The sequence below is a fragment of the Allorhizobium ampelinum S4 genome (assembly GCF_000016285.1).
GTDB classification, from domain to species: Bacteria; Pseudomonadota; Alphaproteobacteria; order Rhizobiales; family Rhizobiaceae; genus Allorhizobium; species Allorhizobium ampelinum.
In genome coordinates this window covers 3,345,406-3,366,650 of record NC_011989.1, presented here as the reverse complement: position 1 = coordinate 3,366,650, position 21,245 = coordinate 3,345,406, and the positions used below count along the sequence as shown (strand labels likewise).

Here is a 21,245-nt window from a genome sequence, read left to right as displayed (position 1 = left end):
GTGCTCACAAGTTCATGCCGCGCGCAACGGCTAATCGAGAGGCATGCGACCGGCTAGGGTGTCAGCAGAAACTTTTCGAAACACACTCAAGGAATTCAACATGGACCTGTCAAGCTACCGCACACTGGGCCGATCCGGCCTCATCGTCAGCCCGTTGGCGCTTGGAACAATGACGTTTGGTGCCGAGCGCTGGGGCGCAGGGATGAAAGGATCGCGCCAACTCTTCGACACCTATGTCGCGGCGGGTGGCAATTTCTTTGATACTGCTGACGTCTATTCAGGCGGCCGCAGCGAGGAGATGCTGGGCGCATTTGTTGCCGAAACCGGCCTTCGCGACAGACTCGTTATCGCCACCAAGTCAGGCTTTGCGCGCAGCCAGGGAACACCTCTGCATGGTGGCAATGGAGCCAAGAACATCCGGCTCGGGATCGAAGGCTCGCTGAAGCGGCTGAAGACGGACTACATCGACATGTACTGGATGCACGTTTGGGATCGGACCACGCCTGCCGAAGAGGTGCTCCAGACCCTGACCGATGCAGTCCGCAGTGGGAAAATCCTCCACTATGGATTCTCCAATACGCCATCATGGTATGTTGCAAAGATCGCGACGCTGGCGGCGGTCCACGGACTTCCAATGCCAATCGGGCTGCAATATGCCTATTCCCTCGTAGATCGGGGCGTCGAACTCGACATCCTTCCGGCAGCCGCAGAGTTTGGGATGGGGCTTGTTCCATGGAGCCCTTTGGCAGCTGGATTGCTCACGGGCAAATACGGTCGCGACATGCTCGCACAAGCCGGGGTAAGGGGTGGCCTTCCGGACAAGGCTTCGTCTGACGACGAAAGCGATAGCAACGGCCGACTGAACGGCGACAACCCTTTCGGGGGCATGTTGTTCACCGAGCATAATTTTGACGTCGTCGATGTGGTGCGGCAGGTTGCCACGGAACTTGAACAGCCGATGGCGGCAGTGGCGCTGGCATGGACGATACAGCGTCCCGGCGTCGATACCATTCTCGTCGGTGCCAGCCGAGCCGAGCAGCTCGCGCAGAATGTGGCATCGCTGCAGGTGGCGCTGACAGCCGATCAACTCAATCGACTGGATCAAATCAGCGCACCGCCATCGTTCAACCCCTACTTTATCTTCACATTGCCAACGCAGGTGATGTTTGGAGGGCAGACGGTCCAGGCTTGGGGGTAAATCAGATTGATCCGCTTTCCCCTGTTTGATCGCAAACAAGGGTAACGGGATCAACGACGGCAAGAGACGTAAACCCTGTAGATAATCATGATGGCCAGTGTTGTCGCAACGCGACCATGATTGCGACCGAACTCTAGCAGAAATCACTTCTGCTTTGCGCCCCCATGCCGGTCGTTCACATCACCCGCATTGGATCCTGAAAGCTGTCGGTCTGCTGTTCAGCAGTCACGTCCGGAACGCGGCCGAAAGGTGATTTCGACAATGATAGAACGCGCCAATAGCCTCGCAAGCATTCGCGGGACGAGCGTTCCCAGCGAACTCGTTTCTTATCGCCGCGCCGATCTCCAAGAGCCTCGGCATTTCGCCCCATTGCAGGACCAGCAGAGACCGACTTCACGTTTTGAAATGAACGGTCACCGAAAATGAGTTCCCATTCGGCGCCAGTGCGGGCATGTGTTTGTAAAAGCCCGTATGAGCCACTGCTCGACGACACACGAATCAAAGAGCTGACAGATGGAAAATCCGGTTGCACTGAATCGTCTTTCCGAAAACACGGTCTTCCGTAAAGGCGATGTTTTCGTCCTTTTCGGCGAATTGTTCGGCCGCGGATACGCTACCGGATTGCTCGATGAAGCCAAGCGGGCAGGAATGGAGGTTGTCGGGATCACCGTCGGGCGGCGCGACGAGAACAACGCGCTGCGGCCGCTTGACGCCGAGGAGCTGTCTTCGGCGGAGGGCCAGCTGGGCGGCAGGATCATCAACATACCTCTTATGGCGGGTTTCGATCTCGATGCGCCCGAAGACGGCCCAACTCCCACCGATCTCCTGGCAACGATGACGCTTGAGAGCTGGGAACACGACACGCTCGACTGGGGCTATCTCGGGCAATGCCGCGACATCGCCACTGCGCGTTTTACAGAGGCGCTTTCGAAAGTCATGACCGTTCTCGACGGGATGATCGCCGCTGGCCGCAATGTCTTCTTTGCCCACACAATGGCCGGGGGCATCCCGAAGGCGAAGGTATTGTTGGTCGTCGCCAATCGAATCTACAAGGGGACCGGACGTCGCCACATGTCGTCGCAGACCTTGCTCGACAGTGACATGGGAAAACTCATCCTGCAGAATTTTGACGACGTCTCCGCAAACACCTTTCGCCATCTCATTGATTTCAGCGCGGCGATCCGCGAGCGCGTGGAAGCTTCGGGTGGTCAAGTACGATATACGGCCTATGGTTACCACGGATCGTCGGTCCTCATTGACGGAAGCTATCGTTGGCAGACCTACACCAACTACACCCAGGGTTATGCGAAGATGCGGCTCGAAGGCATTGCAGAGCAAGCCTGGGCGGCAGGGATCAAGGCAACTGTCTATAACTGCCCCGAAATCCGGACCAATTCCTCCGATGTGTTCACGGGTATCGAACTGCCCCTGATACCGCTGCTGCTTGCGTTGAAGAAAGAAAACGGCGGCAAATGGGCAGACGAACAGTGGCAAGCCTGCCAGCAACTTCTGGCAGACGGCATAACCATGAAGCATGTCTTCCAAAAGATCACCGATATGCAGGCCAGCGAGGTCATGCGCCCGTTCTATGACTTTTCGGCATGGCCCATGGCAAACAGCCAGGCACAGGCTGATTTGACCATCAGCACGTCCAACGGGATCACCCAGATGCATCGCAATAACAAGGTGATGATTAGCGACCTCCTGAGCGGTCTCGTTGTGAAGGCAACCGGGCAGCTCATTTTTGGCGAATCGTCAGACCCCTCCGGTCCTGCCCTGTGGCTCAACCACGATATCGTGGCTCGGCGACTGAACGCTTCCCACCCGCATTCGAAGTCTCCAGCGCCGGGAATGGAATCTTCGTCCCTTGAGATGGCGTGACGGCTTTCCAGCTTAGCTTGGAAGCTGAGTGTTTGGCCATGAAGCGACGAATCTTGCGACAGGAATGCCCCCATTCTGGTCATTCACTATGCGGTAAGCGGATTCTGAAATCCGACGTTCGTGAACACCCGACGTTATGGGCCCGGTCATATGACACGGCGAAGATGGCTATGATCTACGCATAGGTGACAAAAAACGCCATCGTCGACGCGCTGAAGTACCACATGTCGAGCGCATCGGCATGTTAACCTGCGAATTCAAGTTTGACGCCATTGGCACGTTGTACACGTTGTAGAATATCGCGACGCCCGCTCCACTGCGATCGGGTAGCGCGTGGACCACTCCAGGGCGGCGCTCGTGTAAAGGGTCCACTCGCCAGGACGATGATAGCGCCCTGCACTGTTCGGTTTCGGCGGGTGCAACACTTGGTGAACTCTATCCGTCAGACCAGAGCGGTAGAATGTACCGGAAATCTTCTTGAATACGTCACGGGCTTCAGCCCGCGCAGCAGGTCTTTCTCGCGGGGATCATTTCCACGTTTGTGAAAGCCGCATGACGTCTGCTTCAGGCCAATGACGGAAGTCGACGAACCGAGATGCTCTGGCCGCTTTCGTCTTTTACGCTCGAAAAACAGTCAGACTGGAGACGATCTCATTTCAAAAAGTCGTCATATATAAAGGTTATGGCAGCGTAGATGTTTGAGGAATGGCGGCGATGCATAGCGATCAAATAAACATCAACGCGGCGCACGTGAGAGATTTGATCGCTGACCAGTTTCCGCAGTTTCGAGGCGAAGAAATCATTGAACTGGAAACAGCAGGCACAGCCAATGCGATCTTTCGAATTGGTGCCAAGCACGCTGCTCGCTTTCCTCTGCGGATGATGGACCCCGCCGAATGCACCCGTTTACTGGAAGCAGAAGCCAGAGCCAGCGCGGAATTCAACGAATGTTGCCTCTTTCCCAGTCCTAAGCCAGTCGGAATCGGGCGGCAAAGTTCTGACTATCCGCTGCCGTGGTATGTACAAACTTGGATCGAGGGACAAATTGCTACGCCGACTGGACTATGCAACTCGCCTGTTTTTGCGCTCGATCTTGTAAGACTGATCATTACACTTCGCACATCGAATTTGAACGGACGGACATTTGAGGGGCGGGGTAGAGGCGGAAATTTGACCGATCATGATGGGTGGATGGAGGTGTGCTTCTCTAAGAGTGAACACCTTCTTGATGTTGATCACCTACGCAGCATGTGGAGAAGCCTTCGCGAATTGCCATTTCCAAATCGCGAAGTGATGAGCCACAAGGACATCATTCCTACAAATCTTTTAGTCAATGGCGAACACTTGGTTGGAGTGCTTGACACTGGCGGTTTTGCTCCCGCCGATCCATCGCTTGATCTCGTCGCCGGTTGGCATCTGCTAGATCGGGATACTCGAGCGGTCTTCCGCGAAGGTCTGCAAGTTGATGACCTTGAATGGCACCGAGGCGCGGCATGGGCATTCCAGCAAGCGATGGGCTTAGTTTGGTATTATAAAGACACAAACCCTATCATGGCCGACTTGGGCCGAAGCACAATTTCTCGGCTCATTGAGGATTACCCATCGCAGGTCTAGTGCATCGTTTTCAGAGACTGCTCATGATCATTCAATCTTCAAACCCACCGGTTCGCTTCTTCCCTTCATTCCATTTAAATTCGACACTTCACGCGCTAAACACGCAAGCGCGAAAAGGCGACGGGGAATTAGCGGTCACTATATTCAGCGGTGAATGCGCCGCCAGAGCAGGTAGTGCCGCCGGCTACGAATGCATAAGCAATACTCAGCAGTGGCCCGGTCACAAAGGTCACAAAGGTCACAACAAACGGGCAAGCAACATCATTGCATTCGTAGATCCCACTTATCCCGGACCATACAGCCGTCTGATAGCCCAGGAAAATGCACAATACCGCCATTACGACGAATATAGTCGCAATCTTGAAAATCTTCATGATTGGTCTTTCATGCGTATTTGTGAAGCAGCGTTGGATGTTTACCCCTGCGATTGTTCCCGTAAGGCACTGATTTATTAAGATGAAATTGAGATCGTATGGGATCACGATCGGTGTCGACGATGACTTCGCTCTTGTTGCGAGTTTGCGATTAAAATCAGGTGCTTACTGCCTTTTGAGCGGGGTTGACCTTCGGTGCTGCTCCACAACCAACGAACCTAAATGTTCAACACTCGCGTTAAATCGGCAATCGAAGCCACTTCGTCATTACTTAGTCCTTGGCAATCCCTTGAAATCACGCTCAAGCAGTTCTGGAGGGATTGCGATTTTAGTCCAGTGAACCGCTTCAGCTATAAAGGGGAAGACGTCGTGCAGACCCTCGAACGCGTATGCCGGCAGGTCGGTTACCCGGCCACCATTCGGGTGGACAACGGCAGCGAATTCATCTCTCGTGACCTCGATCTCTGGGCCTATCATAGAGGCGTCGTGCTTGACTTCTCGCGGCCGGGCAAGCCGACGGACAACAGCTACATCGAGAGTTTTAATGGCAAGTTCCGGGCAGAGTGCCTGAACGCCCACTGGTTTATGAGCCTTGACGACGCAAGGGCAAAGATGGAGGATTGGCGTAGAGACTATAACGAGTTCCGGCCACACAGCGCCATCGGCAACAAGGTGCCGATTTCGCTTATGAACGGCTCACCGGCACCACCGCCGACCTGAGCCTTAACCCCGGACAATTCCAGCTCCCGCTGGCCCAAAATCGGGGTGCACGTTCACAGAACGTGGTCCATGGAAGCCCCCTCCACTTATCGCGTCATCAAATTCCAACAACTGCCGCGTTGAAGGCACACTCGGTCAACGCGTGAAAATATCTTGTTTACGTCATTAACGGGTCGACAATAGACTTCCCTCCTAAAAGGGCAAGATGCTGGCAGCCTTAGCGGAGGCCTGATTGCCAGGCGAACTTATGGCCTTTCGCCGTTCGGACTATATCCAATCATTCACGACGGAGCTCAACATGTCAGTCATGGGCTCCCTAAGCCAATGCTGGCCCGGTGACAAAAATGCTGCGGTCTGGTGGCTGGCTTTTTGTCACAAATAGCTGAGGGCGTTTTGAGGTTCGCAGTGGATGCGGTTGCGGCCATGTTGTTTGGCGCGGTAGAGCGCCATATCGGTGGCGGCCATGAATTTCTGGAAAGTTGAAAAATGATCGGCGGATTGGGCAAGGCCAAAGCTGGCGGTGATCCTGCCAGGTGCCAGTGGTTCAAGACAAATATTTTCCAGGCAGGTGCGTAGACGTTCGGCAATCGCTTGGGCCTGGACCAGATTTGTGCCTGGCAGAAGAACGCAGAACTCTTCGCCGCCGATCCGGCCTGCCAAATCGTTTGGTCGCAAATTACTGCGGATTGTCTGTGCTGCTGCGATCAATGCTTTATCGCCGGTTTCATGGCCGAATGCGTCATTGATGCCCTTGAAATGGTCCAGATCGAAGAGAAGAAGGCACATGGGATCGCCGCTGCGGCGGGTCTCGTCAAGAGCCTCCGTGCCTCTTGCCAGAATGAACCGGCGGTTTGCCAATCCGGTCAGGGGATCAGTATTGGCTTGAAGGGTCAGGGTTTTGAGAGAACAGTCCAATTCTGTTACCAGGGCTGAAACCGCCTGGGCGACAGTGCCGATTTCATCTTTCGTCTTGACTGCGATGGTAACAGGTGCCCCTTCCTGCCGGTATCGGGCTATGGAGTGGTTGAGTTGGCGTAGCGGTTGAATGATCCGCCAGAGCGACAGCAGGCAGCCAGCCGTTCCAGCCAAGGTCGATATCAGCAGGACAAGCAAAATGCTTGCTTCGCTCAGTGCGCCGCCACCAAGGACATGTGCAACCACCGCCAGAAGTGGCACGTGAATGGAGATAAAGCAGATTACAAAAATCTTTGTTATCAGCGACGAACGTATTGCCCGGGCCGTCATATGCGGCCATTCAGCCATCCAATTTCTCTTAAGCATCCCTAAAGCTTCAATCCCGTGTGCAACCGGCAGGATAGATAGGGATGATCGTGGCTTAAAAAAGCAGAATCTAGATATTTTTAGGGTTTTTTGGAATTTCTGCCATGCAAGTCACGAGTGAATGACAGTCAAATTTGTTTGTTTTTAAAACTATTTTACAGTTCAACAAGATGGCCATTCACCAACACAGGGATATTGCCCGCTCATTGAACGGGCAATATCTACCTTGTATCAAGACAGAATCGGTAGGCTTATGGGGTACCCGTGCTGGTGCCTGTCCCTGAACTATTGCCTGTGCTGCTTCCAGGCGTAGCAGGTGCCGTTGTCGTGCTGCCGGTGCCGCCTGTCGAGGAACTGGTGCCGGGGGTTGATGTCGAACTGCCACTCTTGGAGCTGCTGTCATCTCCGCAGGAAGCTAGAAGCCCGAGAAGAGCAACGACCGGTACGATTTTCTTCAGCATGTGTATCCTCCTTTTATGCTCCGCACGTTTTGAAGTGCGTGAGCTTTTAAACCAGGAAAATGCCGCAGATCTTGGTCGCAAAGACGGCATGTCCGCGACGTTTTCGTGGTCTGGCATGGCGCTTTCACGCGCGCGTTACCGCCTTTCAACCCTTTTGGCTCAGGATTGTTCCAGCAAAAGGGAACCGGTTTTGCGACCTTAAAAATCGAAGGTTGAACGATACTGGATGTCGTCCACCCGGCAATTTTCAAGACATCAAGCCCTGACGCCCTCTCTCCACTGCGCATGGGGCCACAGTATTTCCCCCGGGCTACTGCATAATTTTAGCGTTATACCGGTTGGAGTTTAAGAGGAAAATTATGCAGCATATATAAAGCGCTACAGCAAACCTGAAGGCGCTATAGTCGGTGCATAGCGCTGTCGTGTGCGCTTGCGAGATGGATTGTGCGACTGCGAAAGGAATGATAGGTTTGCCAAGTGACGTTTTTCTCTATTTGACAAAAACGCTGATCCTGGATCTGCGGCAAACTCTCTGAATGTTTGGCCAGTGCAGGGGAATGCGACAGGGAACTCATTCAGGACAAGATCGATGTTTCTACCTGCCGGCGCTTCCTATGAGGCTCTCTGTCATGCGTTTTCCTGGTCCATACCAGCTCAGTTCAACATGGGACGGGCCGTTTGCGATGAATGGGCCGCCCGCGAGCCGGACCGGATCTGCCTTGAGCATTTTTTACCTGACGGCGCGCATCGAACTTTAACCTATGGGGCGCTTGCTGCGCGATCCAACGCCTTCGCGGATGCTCTAAGCCAGCTCGGCATTGGCCCTGGGGAGCGGGTTGCTCTGCTGCTACCGCAGGGGTTTGAGACTGTCATCGCCCATGTGGCGATTTACAAGCTTGGCGCGATCGCTCTGCCGCTGGCCTTGCTATTTGGCGCCGATGCATTGGAATATCGGCTGAAGACGGCGGGCGCCTGCGCGGTCATCACCAATGATTTCGGTCTGTCGCGGCTGGAGCCTATTCGGGCCAGCCTGCCGGACCTTCGGGAGGTTATTTCCATTGGCACGCCTTCTCCCAGCGTCCTTTCCTTTGAAACTCTATGGCAGAGCGGTTCCGCGTCTTTTGAGGGGCCACAGACCGGGCCAGACGATCCGGCACTGATGATTTTCACCTCTGGCACGACCGGTGCGCCGAAGGGCGCTCTGCATGGGCATCGGGTGCTTGCCGGTCACATTCCAGGCTTCCAGCTTGCCCATGACGGTCTACCGCAACCGGGCGACAGAATCTGGACGCCTTCGGACTGGGCTTGGGCTGGCGGGCTTTTGAATGTGCTGATGCCAGCCCTGATGCTGGGGGTTCCGGTCGTGTCGTCGCCTGCCCAGAAATTTGATCCGGCCATGGCCTTTCGCATCATGGCGGAGATGAAGGTGCGCAATGCCTTCATTCCGCCCACCGCCTTGCGGCTGCTCAAAACGGTGAACAATCCGCGCCAGCATTATGATCTTGTGCTGCGTTCCATCGGTTCGGCAGGGGAATCGCTGGGGCGGGAAACCTATCAATGGGTCAAGACGGCGCTTGGTATCACGCCCAATGAGTTCTATGGGCAGACCGAATGCAATTTCGTGCTGTCATCGGCAGCCCGGCTGGGCGTCAGCAAGGCAGGCGCCATAGGCAAGCCGGTGCCGGGCCACCGCGTGGCAATTATCGATGACAAAGGCAGGGAGCTGCCAGTCGGCAAGGTCGGACAGGTGGCGATTGCCCGGCCTGACCCGGTGATGTTCCTGGAATATTGGAATGATCCGCAGGCGACCCGCCAGAAATTCATTGGTGACTGGATGCTGACCGGTGATCTCGGACGCCAGGATAGCGAGGGCTATGTGGAGTTTTTCGGTCGCGACGATGATGTCATTACGTCATCCGGCTACCGTATCGGCCCGGCGGAAATCGAGGATTGTCTGGTTGGTCATCCGGCTGTTCGCCTGGCGGCGGCGGTGGGCAAGCCCGATCCGGTGCGAACTGAAATCGTCAAGGCCTATGTGGTGCTCGCGCCGGGTTTTCAGGCTGGACCGGCCTTGGCCCGTGACATTGCTGATTGGGTCAAGCAGCGGCTGTCCATGCACGAATATCCGCGTGAAGTGGAGTTTATCACCGATATGCCGCTGACCACCAGTGGCAAGGTGATCCGCCGCCTGCTGCGTGAGCGCGATGAACCGCAACAGGCACAGCCGGGCGTGATGACTGGATGATATCGCGCAATGATCAGCTGTCTTTTTGGCGCCTGCCCAGCACTTTGTCCCGCAGGATGCGGGCGATATTGCGCGTGTTGCGATAGAGATGCAGTTGCGCCGCCACCTGGCGGACATCGCGGTCGGCATTGCGCTTCAGGCCGATAACCATGGTTCCCATGTCTTCCCGCTCCCGCCAGAGCCTGCTCATGACCGGGTGATCGGGTACGGCGCAGGAATCGGTGCGCAGAATATTGGCATCGTCCAGATGCCATTCTGTCAATCGAGCCACCAGAAGCTTGCCGGGCGAATATCGCGCATAGCGCTCATCATAGGCAGTCTTCCACGTATAGGCTTCGGCACCCATAATGAAGACAACCATGGAGGCGATGGCTTTTCCATCGAGATCGAGCGTATGGATGCGGACCGAATCGCGCTCGGCCAGATTGGTCATCGCCTCGCGGGCAAAGGCGGCTCGTAGCCGGTCCATGACAAGGGCGCTACGCTTGCGGCCTTTCCAGCCGCTGGCTTCAAGCGCCAGGAATTCCTCCATGCGGACATGCAGATCCTGCGGCTGACGGGCGACGGAATAGGTCAATTCGCCCTGCTGACCCAGCAGGCGCATCTGCCGGCGCATATCGCGCCAATGGGACTTGCCAATGGCCTGGCTTAGATAGGTTTCTCCATCCTCCAGGCTCTCGAGCATTGGGCGCTGGTAGGGATTTGTCACGGTCAGTGGTAGGTCACGGCTGATCGCCACGGCCCGCAGCAGTTTTGTGACCGGCCCATCGATTCGCAGATCCGGCAGGACGAGAACGGAGGGCAATTTGGCTTTGGGATCGCTCAGTCCTTCGAAAAGGTTGTCGAGCGTTTCCACCGCATCCTCTGCATCGACCAGAGGCGTGCCAAGCGGGCCGAAGGGGTTGGACCAGACGCGAACAATGGATGGACCGACTGCAAATCCCGGTTTTTCCACGGAGAAAGGCATCAGCAACCGGATCCGGCTGCGACCCTGCCGCTCGTCGCGGATCAGTGCCATGCGCACTTCACGCTCGTCCAGGCGGGGGATGGCGGGGGCCAGAAAGCGGGCCGAGAAGAAGACATTCTGCTCCAGCGCCCGGTTGGTCAGGTAGTCCATTTCCTGTTCAAGGTCGTAGCTGGTCTGGCGTGGATAGAGCCAAAGATCGCGGCCGGGGCGTCCCACGGCAATCTGGCCATCGGCGGGCGGACGATTGACCGGTGCAGACACGGTATGCAGAACCGGGCGCTCGGTGCTCGTTTCCCGGCTGGTCTCGTCGGTCACCGGTAGTGTGTTCATATCCTACAACCTGGTTCGCTTCATGCGGGCCTGTCTTGCTTCATGCGAGACAATGGGTCGGCAAATGCAAATAAGACAATGCCAAGCGCATAGCGCACGGCAATGTGTAACAAGATCGCTTCCACCAACATTGCCGAGGCGGCAGCCGTTGCCGCGCCGGTGAGGCCATAAAGCGGAATGAGAGTCACATTCAGCCCGATATTAGATGCTAAAGCAATCACATATAGTAGCACACACAATTTTTGTCGCCCGGCCATGGTCAGGAGCATCTCACCGGGGCCGATCAGCGCCTTGGTCAGGGCACCGGCAAACAGAATGGCCATCAATGGATAGCCTGCCGTGAAATTCGGGCCGAACAGACCGAGCAAGACTTCGCCTGCCGCCAGCACCAGAAGACCGATGATCAGCGACGGCCAAAAGCACCAGCGGGCCATTCTGCCGGCAAACAGGGCCAGCGGCCGGATATCATCTTCATTCATCAGTGCTGAAAAGCGCGGTCCGGCTGCGGCCTTGACCGCGAAATAGACGAATTGCACCAGGGCCATGGTTTTTGCCGCGGCAAAATAGATCCCGACCTGGTCGGGTGGCAGATAAAGCCCGACCACCATGACATCGGAATTGGTCAGCAGAAACAGAAAGCCCTCGATCAGGAAAATCGGGATGGCAACGCGAAACCAGACCATGAAATCGATCCGCCGAGGGCCCCGTAGATATTTGCGCCGCAGACGCCAGTGAATGGTGGCGAATTGGCTGAGTGTCGTGACATAAGTGGCGGCAAGGGCCGCCTGCATGGCGGTGGTGGCGGTGCGTGGCGCGCCCAGCATGACGGCCAGCAGCATGAAGGCCAGGATCAGCACGGGCCTGACGATATAGGTGGGGCTGAGGGCTGCAACGGGCCAGCTATTGGCGCGCGCCGTCCCGTCAAGCACATCGCCCAGCGCAATCATCGGCAGTGCGAACAGGCCGAGAAACAGCGGCGTCAGATAGTAGCCAGCAATCCGATCTCCGAAAAAATTCAACAGGATAAGACCGGTTGCAGTCAAACAGCTGGCGAGGCCAAGCGCGAAGATCCGGATGGTGACCGTGATGCCACGGATTTCTGGAATTTCGCCTCGGGCGTGATATTGCGGCAGAAAGCGGATGACGGTCGAATGAAAGCCCAGGCAGGATAGATTGCCGAACAGTACGACCAAGACCCAGACGAAGACGAAAATACCGTATTCGAAATCGCCCATCAGCCGGGCTTGGACGATCTGCGAGAAAAAGGCAATCGCTGCGCTGACGATGCGGATGGCAAAGGCAATCAGCGCCATGCGCTGGGCGCGGGCCACATCGTCGTGAGCGGACAAGGCGGCGACGATCCTGCGCAGCGGGCCATGCAGCCGGGCTGGCAGGAGATGTTCCACCCTCTGGATAACCGCCATGATAAACACGCAACACTCACAGGCACATATGCGACAGGGCATTCAGTCTTGGCAGCTTACGGTTAACAAAAGCCTGCCCGTCAGTGTTTGAATAGCCTATGCCTGTGAGAAATCGGCCAACCCATCCGGCTGGCCGATTTTGATTGTCTTACGCCAGCAGGGCGCCGTGGCAGTGCTTGAAGCGCTTGCCGGAGCCGCAAGGACACATTTCATTGCGTCCAACCTTGCCCCAGGTCGAGGGATCGGCGGGATTGCGGTTCTCAGGGGCGACGATGCCATCGGCGGCGGCAAATTCATCCTGGCCGGTCTGCGGATCTTCGTGGTGACCATGCATGATCGGCAGGGTCGGCTCCGGGGGCGCTTCACGGACGATTTCCACCCGCATCATCTGGGCGGTCACGCCTTCACGCATATTGGCCAGCAGCGCCTGGAACAGTTCGAACGCTTCCGCCTTGTATTCCTGCAAGGGATCGCGCTGGGCATAGCCACGGAAACCCACCACAGAACGCAAGTGGTCGAGGTTGACGATATGCTCGCGCCACAGGTTATCGATGGTCTGCAACAACACGGAACGCTCGATATAGGCCATGATTTCCGGGCCGAAGCGCTCGGTCTTCTCAGCCATGACCTCGTCGGCAGCTTTCTTGACCCGTTCGACGATATCGTCTTCAGCAATGCCTTCTTCCTGCGCCCAGTCCTCGATAGGAAGGTCGAGGTTGAGGATTCCGGTCATTGCCGTCTTCAGGCCAGCCACATCCCATTGTTCGGCATAGGCCTTTTCCGGGATATGGGTGCGCACGATGGTGTCGATCAGCTCGTGGCGCATGTCGTCGATGGTTTCGGTCAGGTCTTCGGCATCCATCAGCTCGACGCGCTGCTCGAAAATCACCTTGCGCTGGTCGTTCAGCACGTCGTCATATTTCAACAGGTTCTTGCGGATGTCGAAATTGCGCGCCTCGACCTTTTTCTGGGCGCGTTCAAGCGCCTTGTTGATCCAGGGATGGACGATGGCTTCGCCTTCCTTCAGGCCCAACTTCTGAAGCATGCTGTCCATGCGGTCGGAACCGAAAATCCGCATCAGGTCGTCTTGAAGCGACAGGTAGAATTTCGAACGGCCCGGGTCGCCCTGACGACCAGAACGGCCACGCAGCTGGTTATCGATGCGCCGGCTTTCATGGCGCTCGGTGGCGATCACGTAGAGGCCGCCTGCGGCCAGTGCCTTTTCCTTCAGCGCTTTGACTTCCTCGCGGATCGCCTGTTCCTTGGCGTCGCGCTCGGGGCCGGGCTCCATGCCTTCCAGATCGCGTTCAAGCCGCATGTCGATATTGCCACCAAGCTGAATGTCGGTACCGCGACCGGCCATGTTGGTGGCGATGGTGACGGCGCCCGGCACACCAGCCTGGGAGACGATATAGGCTTCCTGCTCGTGATAGCGGGCATTCAGCACGCTGAAATCGGTAAATCCGCTCTGGCGCAGCATGGTGGCCAGCAGTTCGGACTTTTCAATCGATGTTGTCCCGACCAGGACCGGCTGATTGCGCGACGCGGAGGCCTTGATTTCCTCGATGATCGCCTTGAACTTTTCCTCAAAGGTCCGGTAGACCTCATCATCCTCGTCGATACGCAGGATCGGCAGGTTGGTCGGCACTTCGATGACGCTGAGGCCGTAGATATCCTGGAATTCCTCGGCTTCGGTATTGGCCGTACCGGTCATCCCTGCAAGCTTGGAATACATCCGGAAATAATTCTGGAAGGTAATCGAGGCCAGCGTCTGGTTTTCCGGCTGGATCGTTACCTTTTCCTTGGCTTCCAGCGCCTGGTGCTGGCCTTCCGAATAACGGCGGCCCGGCATCATCCGGCCGGTGAACTCGTCGATAATGACGATTTCGTCATTGCGAACGATATAGTCCTTGTCGCGCTGGAACAGCTTGTGGGCCTTCAGCGCATTGTTGATGTGATGGACGATGGCGACGTTTTCGACGTCATACAGCGAAACGCCTTTGAGCAGGCCAGCGTCTTTCAGCAGGTTTTCCAGCTTTTCGGTGCCGACTTCGGAGAAATTGGCCGATTTCTGCTTTTCGTCGATCTCGTAGTCTTCGGCGCTCAGCATCGGAATGAAGGCATCGATGGTGGTGTAGAGATCGGAACGGTCGTCGAGCGGTCCGGAAATGATCAGCGGCGTGCGCGCCTCATCGACCAGGATTGAGTCCACTTCGTCGACGATTGCGTAATTATGGCCGCGCTGCACCATCTGGCCGCGCTCATATTTCATGTTGTCGCGCAGGTAGTCGAACCCAAGCTCGTTATTGGTGGCATAGGTGATGTCGCAGGCATAGGCCTCGCGGCGCTCATCATCGTTCATGCCATGCACGATGACGCCGGTGGTCAGCCCGAGGAAGCTGTAGAGCTTGGCCATGATGGCGGCGTCGCGGCTGGCGAGATAATCATTGACCGTCACCACATGCACGCCCTTGCCGGACAATGCGTTGAGATAAACGGCGAGCGTTGCCACCAGCGTCTTGCCTTCGCCGGTTTTCATTTCTGCAATGGCGTTTTCATGCAGGATCATGCCGCCGATCAGCTGCACATCGAAGGGCCGCATGCCGAGCGCCCGGCGCGATGCTTCGCGCGCCACGGCAAAGGCCGGGATCAGGATGTCGTCGAGCGTCTTGCCTTTGGCAAGCTCACCCTTGAATTCCTCGGTCTTTGCGGCCAGCTCGGCATCACTCAATGCCTTTATGCTGTCCTCCAGCGCGTTGATGGCGGCCACGCGAGGCTTATTCCCCCGGATGCGGCGTTCATTCGAGGAGCCGAAAATTTTGCGGGCGATCCCACCAAGACTGACCATGTCCATGGTCCTTTCTGAATTCCGTCACGAGGTTGAAACCGAAGCCCCGGGTCTACTCCCGGTCGCTCACGGCCACATGACAGTGGAGATTGGCGTACCGCCTCCGGAAACTGCTCTGGACGCGGAGTTGCGTGACAGATAAGAGGGGGGTCGAATTATGTCAACGGGACAGCATGCACCACAAGTGCCACAATCGCGTGGTTTAGGGTGTTTTCGACCCGATTGACAGTCGCAATCGGCCTCTTTACCGAAGGGTTATTATATGCTGCGTTCTCACAAACTCGTCCTGGCGGCCTGTGCCGCCCTTGTGGCGCTGTCTTCCTACGCCCATGCCGACGATGCTGTCGTCGCCAAGGTCGGCACTCTGGAAATCCACCAGTCCGAGCTGGATCTGGCCATTGCCAACCTCGATCCCCAGTTTGCCCAGATGCCGGATGACCAGAAAAAGGTTGCGGCTCTGTCCGGTGCCATCGATGTCAAGCTGCTTGCCGGCAGCGCCATCGGCGAAAAAATGCAGGACGATCCGGCCTACAAGCAGCGCATGGCTTTCATTGCCGACCGCGAATTGCACAATGCCTTTTTCAAGAAGCATGTTGTTGATGTGACGACCGATGAGGAAGTCAAGGCGCGCTATGAGAAGGAAATTGCCGCTCTGCCGAAGGAGCAGGAAATTCACGCCCGTCACATTCTGGTGAAGACCGAGGATGAAGCCAAGGATGTGATCAAGCAACTGGACGCTGGCAAGGATTTTGCTGAGCTTGCCAAGGAAAAATCGACCGATTCCAGCGGATCGGACGGCGGTGATCTCGGTTTCTTCTCCAAGGGCCGTATGGTGCCTGAATTCGAAGAAGCGGCCTTTGCCCTGAAGCCCGGCACCTATACCAAGACCCCGGTCAAGAGCCAGTTCGGCTTCCACGTCATCAAGGTCGAAGAGATCCGTGACGCGGCTCCGCCGAAATTCGAAGATGTGCAGCAGCAGGTTCGCCAGCTGGTGATGCGTGACAAGTATCTGGCCCTGCTGGAAAAGGCCAAGACCTCTGAAAAGGTCGAGATCGTCGATCCGGCTCTGAAGAAGGGCTATGAGGACATCAGCAAGCAGCAAGCCGATCCGGACGCTGCCGCCGCGCCGAAGCCATAAGCAAGCGCTCATTCCGCCGCATCGCGCATAGGACGCGATGCGGCGGTTTCCTTTTGTCGTTTCGTCTTTTCCGGGGCCGTTTCCAGCTATGTCAGCCAGTGTTTCTCCTCTCGCGCCAAAGAGTTTTGCCGAAATGCCCGCGATCCGCGGCGTCTCCATGGCAACAGCTGCGGCGGGCATTAAATACAAGAACCGTACCGATGTGCTGTTGATGGTGTTCGACCAGCCTGCCAGCGTTGCGGGCGTGTTTACCCGGTCCAAATGCCCATCCGCACCAGTGGATTTCTGCCGGAAAAACCTGGCCCATGGCGTGGCACGCGGCGTGGTGGTCAATTCCGGAAATGCCAATGCCTTTACCGGCACCAAGGGCCGGGCTGCGACCGAGTTGACGGCCAAATCGGCGGCATCGGCGCTCAACTGCGGTGAAGATGAAATTTATCTGGCCTCGACCGGCGTGATCGGCGAACCTCTGGATGCAACGAAATTTGCCGGCGTGCTTGATGACATGGCCCGTGACGCCAAGGGCGATTTCTGGCTGGAAGCCGCCAAGGCGATCATGACCACGGATACCTATCCGAAGGTTGCGACCCGCAGCACTGAGATCGGCGGCGTCACTGTGACCATCAATGGCATTGCCAAGGGTGCTGGCATGATCGCGCCTGATATGGCGACCATGCTGTCCTTCGTCGTCACCGATGCCGATATCGCACCGGCTGCCTTGCAGGCGCTGTTGTCGGCGGGTGTCGGTCCAAGCTTTAATTCCGTCACGGTTGATAGTGACACCTCGACCTCCGATACGTTGATGCTGTTTGCGACCGGCGCTGCGGCCAGTGATGGTCAGCAGCGGGTTGAGACTGCCGATGACGCCCGTCTTGATGGGTTCCGGGCAGCGCTCAACGATCTCCTGAAGGATCTGGCCTTGCAGGTGGTGCGGGATGGCGAAGGCGCGCGCAAGATGGTGGAAGTCACCGTCAAGGGCGCTGAAAGCGACGCGGCTGCCAAGGTGATTGCCCTTTCGATTGCCAATTCGCCCTTGGTGAAGACGGCGGTTGCTGGCGAAGACGCCAATTGGGGCCGCGTGGTCATGGCGGTCGGCAAGGCTGGCGAGCTGGCCGACCGGGATCGTCTGGCGATCTGGTTCGGTGACGTGCGCGTTGCTGTTAACGGTGAGCGTGATCCGGATTATTCGGAAGCCGCAGCCACAGCCGTGATGCAGGGCGAAGACATTCCGGTCACGGTTGAGCTTGGGCTTGGGTCGGGGACAGCCACGGTCTGGACCTGCGATCTCACCAAGGAATATGTGGCCATCAACGGGGATTATCGGAGCTGATGGCGGTGGATCAGTCACCACGCGCGCCAAACCTGCCGCAGGTCCGCAGGCTGGAAGCCGTCAGTTTTCGCGCCTGGCCCGCGGCCTCCGTTCAGTATGACGGCAGCTGGCAGGTCCGGCTGACGGGCGGTCATCCGTCGAAGCGGGTCAATTGCGTTGTGGCGCTGGACCGCTCCGATATCCGTGACATCCGTCTGCGGCTGGAAAAGGCGGAGCGCAAATTCGAATCCTATGGCCGACCCATGGTGTTTCGCGAAACGCCACTGGCGCCGCCGCAAGTGATTGATGTGCTGCGCGAGGATGGCTGGACCCGGTTTGACGAAAGCCTGGTCATGGCACTCGATCTGGCGGAGCTTTGCGATCTCGATGTGATGGATCACCTGCCAACTCAGGATATCGGTCGTTTCGTCGATGCCAGTCTGGCGCTGCGCAATGAGGATGCCGCATCGAAGCCGGCGCTTGCCGAATTGATCAGCAATATCAAGCCGCCGCTTGGCCTGTTTCTGATCGAGGTGCCTGACAATGGCCCGGTAGCAGCGGCCATTTGCGTGCAAGACAATGATCTGGCCGGACTGTTGCAGCTTGCCGTGGGGGAAGCCCATCGTGGCAAGGGAACCGGCCTCGAACTGACCTATGCGGCCCTGCGCTGGGCGCGGATAAGGGGAGCGAAAAGCGCCTGGCTCCAGGTCCAGGCCGATAACGGTCCGGCCCTTTCGCTTTACGAAAAGCTCGGTTTCAAGGAAGCCTATCGCTATTGCTACTGGCGTCACGAAACCGCTGCCAAGGCTGAGGGCGAAGAATGACGGTGCGGCCTATTCTGCTGGTTGCCGCCTGCGCTTTGCTGGATAGCGACGGACGCATTCTGCTGGCGCAAAGGCCGGAAGGAAAATCGCTGGCCGGGCTCTGGGAATTTCCCGGCGGCAAGGTGGAACCCGGCGAAACACCAGAAGAAACCCTGGTTCGCGAGCTGGAGGAAGAGCTTGGCATTGCCACGAAAATCCCCTGTCTCGCGCCGCTGACCTTCGCCAGCCACACCTATGAAACATTCCACCTGCTGATGCCGCTCTATGTCTGCCGTCGCTATGAGGGCATGCCGCAGGGGCGGGAAGGCCAGGCGATCAAATGGGTCAAGCCCCGCGATCTGCGATCCTATCCGATGCCGCCAGCCGATGAGCCGTTGATCCCGTTCCTGCTGGATTTGCTCTAGAATTTGCCTTTAGAGCTCGTCAGGATAACCGGAATCCGAGTCCGATTTCAGGAATTATTCAGCAGATTTGTCCTGTGAAGCGGTGTGAAATGCCGGGATAAGCCCACCAGATGGGCCATTGCTCACCGGTTTTTATCGGCGATTAATAGAAAGTTAATCCTCAAACCGGCATTATTCCCTCATCATGCACAGGCGCTTCGTGCATCGTCTTATGTGCGTTGGGCGTCGGATGGCATGATCGCATGGGGCGCGGTATCGTTCGATAAAAAATAACGCAGTAATCTCAGGGCTTTACGGTTCTACCGCGCAGGATGTCGCCTGCTGCGGTGTGTTGATGTCGAGACCGTCTTGGGTGCGATATCAAGAATCGAATCGGGTCATGGGGTGAGCAAAAGGAGTTTTGCATGTTCAATGATGCAAACCTCCTGATCTATGTGGTCGATTGTGGGGCAATCGTCCGGCGGGCCATGGTCCGGGAAGAAGCCCTTTGGATTTTGTGAGGTTTGCGATGACGCAGAAGGATTTCGGAAAGGGCGGACGGCAGTCGCGACGTGCGACTTCCAGGTCCGGTAGAATAGGCGTTGTCAATCTTGCCTTGCTGTTTGCTGTCACGGCCGTGGCGGTATCGCTGGTGCTGACGCCGATGCTCGCAGACAAGACCACCTCCGGTCAGTTTGCGGCGCGACCGGCTGATGTCGATCGGATGAGCACGGGCTCCATTCCTGGCGAGCACGATGCCGGAAAACGCTACACGATCCGGCGCAGCGTCTTGCAGGAGACGCCCGGTTCCGTCTGTATCGTCAATCCCGGTAATGGGGATGCCTGCTGATAACCCGTGATGGTATGGGTTAGGCGGTTTTGAAACCGGAAATATTTGAAAACAAACAGACAGAGCGTTTTGGTATGACAAAACGTTCGCTTCGATCACCCATGCGGGGGCGCATGGTTTTAGGCTAGGGGTATGATGGGGCTTTTACGCCGGTTTTCCGGCTTGTCGGCGATTTTTCGCCAAACGTCTGCTGCAACTGCAATCGAGTATAGCCTGATCGCGGGGATAATCGCGGTGACGCTTTATCTGGCGCTTGGCGTTTATTACGAAGCGCTGGACAGGCTGTTTGATTCCATCATTGCCGCCATACCGCAAGCCTGACCGGCAATGCGTTCAGGCTTGCGGCAAAGGCTTGAATGATCCCCTACGGCTTTCCGCCCAATGCGTCGGCGAGGCGGATTTTCGCAGACCCCGGCTTGAGCGGTTTGGGCTGGCTTTCATGCGGGGCCCAGCCTGACATGTAGATGATCGAGAAACTGGCGCGAATGCGGCCATCGGCATCGCTATAGCGTTCGGCATACAGCTCGGCGGCGCGCAGGAAAAACTGCCGGGTCAGCGGTTTGCGGCTGCGGGCGGCCAGCGGATTGGCCATGCCCATGGCTTTGAGATCGCGCATCAGCGCCAGAATCCCATCATATCGCACCGTATAGGTCTCGACATCGACAACCGGAAGGGCAAAGCCCGCCCGCTGTAACAATGCCCCCATGTCGCGCACATCGGCAAAGGGCATGACGCGGGGGCTTGCTCCGCCGCTGATCTCGATCTCGGTCGTCAACAGCACATCGCGCAATTCGCCAAGCGTTCCGGCTCCGGGCAAGGCTGCCAGCAACAGACCGTCAGGCCGGAGTGACCGGCGCATCTGGATCAGCAGGCCCGGCATGTCATTGGCAAGATGCAGGGCAAGCGGCGACAGCAGAAGATTGGCGCTTTGCTCGCCAAGTGGCAGATGCTCGATAGGGCCGGGGATCAGCGTTTCTCCCTGCCGGGCAAAGCGACTGCTGGTTTCCACCCGCTGCAACTGGTCGATCCGTCCTGTTTCCAGACAGGCCCTCCCGACCCTGCCATCGATTCCGTGCAATTCGACTGCGGTTTCAAACCGGCGTTCCACCACAGCCAGACGCTCGGTCAGTTCCTGTGCGACGATATCCAGCAGGAAACCGGCTCCGGCATCATCAGCGCCGAAGGCACGCTCGCGGTTGCGGACGATGAGATCAGGATCGAATAGCGGCTCCATGGAGGCCTCCCGGTGTTGTTCTTCGAGACACCAAGTGCCTACTGCATAATTGCATCAATCGGAATCGATTTGCGCAGGAAATCGCTTAATTGGGCTCGAACATTCCCGTGTTTACCCCAGGCGGATTCTGGACAGCTCTGTCCCCTTAAAGTTTCCAAGCGGCT

The 21,245-nt window shown here is 57.1% G+C and carries 18 protein-coding genes and 1 pseudogene; 13 read left to right on the top strand and 6 right to left on the bottom strand.

Annotated features, from left to right (window positions below; genetic code table 11):
* Window positions 1-100: 100 nt before the first annotated feature.
* Complete coding sequence (locus AVI_RS15780; protein ID WP_015917295.1) at window positions 101-1,198, top strand: aldo/keto reductase; 1,098 nt, start codon at window positions 101-103, stop codon at window positions 1,196-1,198.
* A 175-nt stretch (window positions 1,199-1,373) separates the two neighbouring features.
* On the opposite strand, the gene AVI_RS30610 is transcribed toward AVI_RS15780, so the two are convergent.
* The gene (locus tag AVI_RS30610; protein ID WP_139192352.1) at window positions 1,374-1,730 is read right to left on the bottom strand and encodes a hypothetical protein; all 357 of its coding nucleotides are present in this window, start codon (window positions 1,728-1,730) and stop codon (window positions 1,374-1,376) included.
* On the opposite strand from AVI_RS30610, the gene AVI_RS15770 reads away from it, so the two are divergent.
* The 4 genes and pseudogenes from AVI_RS15770 to AVI_RS15755 form a co-directional block, all read left to right on the top strand.
* On the top strand, window positions 1,712-3,079 hold the full coding sequence (locus AVI_RS15770) for an enoyl ACP reductase FabMG family protein (protein WP_015917294.1): 1,368 nt from the start codon (window positions 1,712-1,714) through the stop codon (window positions 3,077-3,079). The two genes, AVI_RS30610 and AVI_RS15770, sit on opposite strands and share 19 nt — an antisense overlap.
* 714 nt (window positions 3,080-3,793) lie before the next feature.
* Window positions 3,794-4,693, top strand: a complete 900-nt coding sequence (locus AVI_RS15765) for an aminoglycoside phosphotransferase family protein (RefSeq protein ID WP_015917293.1) — start codon at window positions 3,794-3,796, stop codon at window positions 4,691-4,693.
* Window positions 4,694-4,716: 23 nt separating this feature from the next.
* Window positions 4,717-5,148: a hypothetical protein gene (locus tag AVI_RS30605; protein WP_139192351.1), complete on the top strand. Its 432-nt coding sequence runs from the start codon at window positions 4,717-4,719 to the stop codon at window positions 5,146-5,148.
* Between the two features lie 261 nt (window positions 5,149-5,409).
* Window positions 5,410-5,787: pseudogene (locus AVI_RS15755) on the top strand (integrase core domain-containing protein); the annotation flags it as partial.
* A gap of 372 nt (window positions 5,788-6,159) precedes the next feature.
* Here the strand turns inward: AVI_RS15755 and AVI_RS15750 are convergent.
* Window positions 6,160-7,050, bottom strand: a complete 891-nt coding sequence (locus AVI_RS15750; RefSeq protein WP_015917291.1) for a GGDEF domain-containing protein — start codon at window positions 7,048-7,050, stop codon at window positions 6,160-6,162.
* A gap of 282 nt (window positions 7,051-7,332) precedes the next feature.
* Between AVI_RS15750 and AVI_RS30600 the strand changes: the two genes are divergently transcribed.
* Together AVI_RS30600 and AVI_RS15745 are read left to right on the top strand one after the other, a co-directional pair.
* Entirely contained in the window at window positions 7,333-7,731 is a 399-nt protein-coding gene (locus AVI_RS30600) for a hypothetical protein (RefSeq protein ID WP_139192350.1), read from the top strand.
* Between the two features lie 387 nt (window positions 7,732-8,118).
* Window positions 8,119-9,774 (top strand): AMP-binding protein, encoded by a 1,656-nt coding sequence (locus tag AVI_RS15745; protein ID WP_015917290.1) that lies wholly within the window; start codon window positions 8,119-8,121, stop codon window positions 9,772-9,774.
* A gap of 13 nt (window positions 9,775-9,787) precedes the next feature.
* Here AVI_RS15745 and AVI_RS15740 read toward each other — a convergent pair whose 3' ends face one another.
* The 3 genes from AVI_RS15740 to secA all read right to left on the bottom strand — a co-directional run bounded on the left by AVI_RS15740 (window position 9,788) and on the right by secA (window position 15,343).
* Window positions 9,788-11,071 carry a GNAT family N-acetyltransferase gene (locus tag AVI_RS15740; RefSeq protein ID WP_015917289.1) on the bottom strand — a complete coding sequence of 428 codons (1,284 nt, stop codon included), beginning with the start codon at window positions 11,069-11,071 and terminating at the stop codon, window positions 9,788-9,790.
* Between the two features lie 20 nt (window positions 11,072-11,091).
* A complete protein-coding gene (locus AVI_RS15735; protein ID WP_015917288.1) occupies window positions 11,092-12,495 on the bottom strand; it encodes a lipopolysaccharide biosynthesis protein in 1,404 nt (467 codons plus the stop codon).
* Between the two features lie 148 nt (window positions 12,496-12,643).
* Complete coding sequence (gene secA, locus AVI_RS15730; protein WP_015917287.1) at window positions 12,644-15,343, bottom strand: preprotein translocase subunit SecA; 2,700 nt, start codon at window positions 15,341-15,343, stop codon at window positions 12,644-12,646.
* 262 nt (window positions 15,344-15,605) lie between these two features.
* On the opposite strand from secA, the gene AVI_RS15725 reads away from it, so the two are divergent.
* From AVI_RS15725 to AVI_RS15700, 6 genes are all read left to right on the top strand, one after another.
* Entirely contained in the window at window positions 15,606-16,481 is an 876-nt protein-coding gene (locus tag AVI_RS15725; protein WP_015917286.1) for a peptidylprolyl isomerase, read from the top strand.
* Window positions 16,482-16,569: 88 nt separating this feature from the next.
* On the top strand, window positions 16,570-17,811 hold the full coding sequence (argJ, locus tag AVI_RS15720) for a bifunctional glutamate N-acetyltransferase/amino-acid acetyltransferase ArgJ (protein ID WP_015917285.1): 1,242 nt from the start codon (window positions 16,570-16,572) through the stop codon (window positions 17,809-17,811).
* Window positions 17,811-18,614: a GNAT family N-acetyltransferase gene (locus AVI_RS15715; RefSeq protein ID WP_015917284.1), complete on the top strand. Its 804-nt coding sequence runs from the start codon at window positions 17,811-17,813 to the stop codon at window positions 18,612-18,614. The genes argJ and AVI_RS15715 overlap by 1 nt, the downstream gene beginning before the upstream one ends.
* Entirely contained in the window at window positions 18,611-19,018 is a 408-nt protein-coding gene (mutT, locus tag AVI_RS15710; protein WP_015917283.1) for an 8-oxo-dGTP diphosphatase MutT, read from the top strand. The genes AVI_RS15715 and mutT overlap by 4 nt, the downstream gene beginning before the upstream one ends.
* A 508-nt stretch (window positions 19,019-19,526) precedes the next feature.
* On the top strand, window positions 19,527-19,847 hold the full coding sequence (locus tag AVI_RS15705; protein ID WP_015917282.1) for a hypothetical protein: 321 nt from the start codon (window positions 19,527-19,529) through the stop codon (window positions 19,845-19,847).
* Between the two features lie 132 nt (window positions 19,848-19,979).
* Window positions 19,980-20,168: a Flp family type IVb pilin gene (locus tag AVI_RS15700; protein WP_015917281.1), complete on the top strand. Its 189-nt coding sequence runs from the start codon at window positions 19,980-19,982 to the stop codon at window positions 20,166-20,168.
* Window positions 20,169-20,211: 43 nt separating this feature from the next.
* On the opposite strand, the gene AVI_RS15695 is transcribed toward AVI_RS15700, so the two are convergent.
* The gene (locus tag AVI_RS15695) at window positions 20,212-21,081 is read right to left on the bottom strand and encodes a methyltransferase domain-containing protein (protein WP_015917280.1); all 870 of its coding nucleotides are present in this window, start codon (window positions 21,079-21,081) and stop codon (window positions 20,212-20,214) included.
* Window positions 21,082-21,245 lie beyond the last annotated feature (164 nt).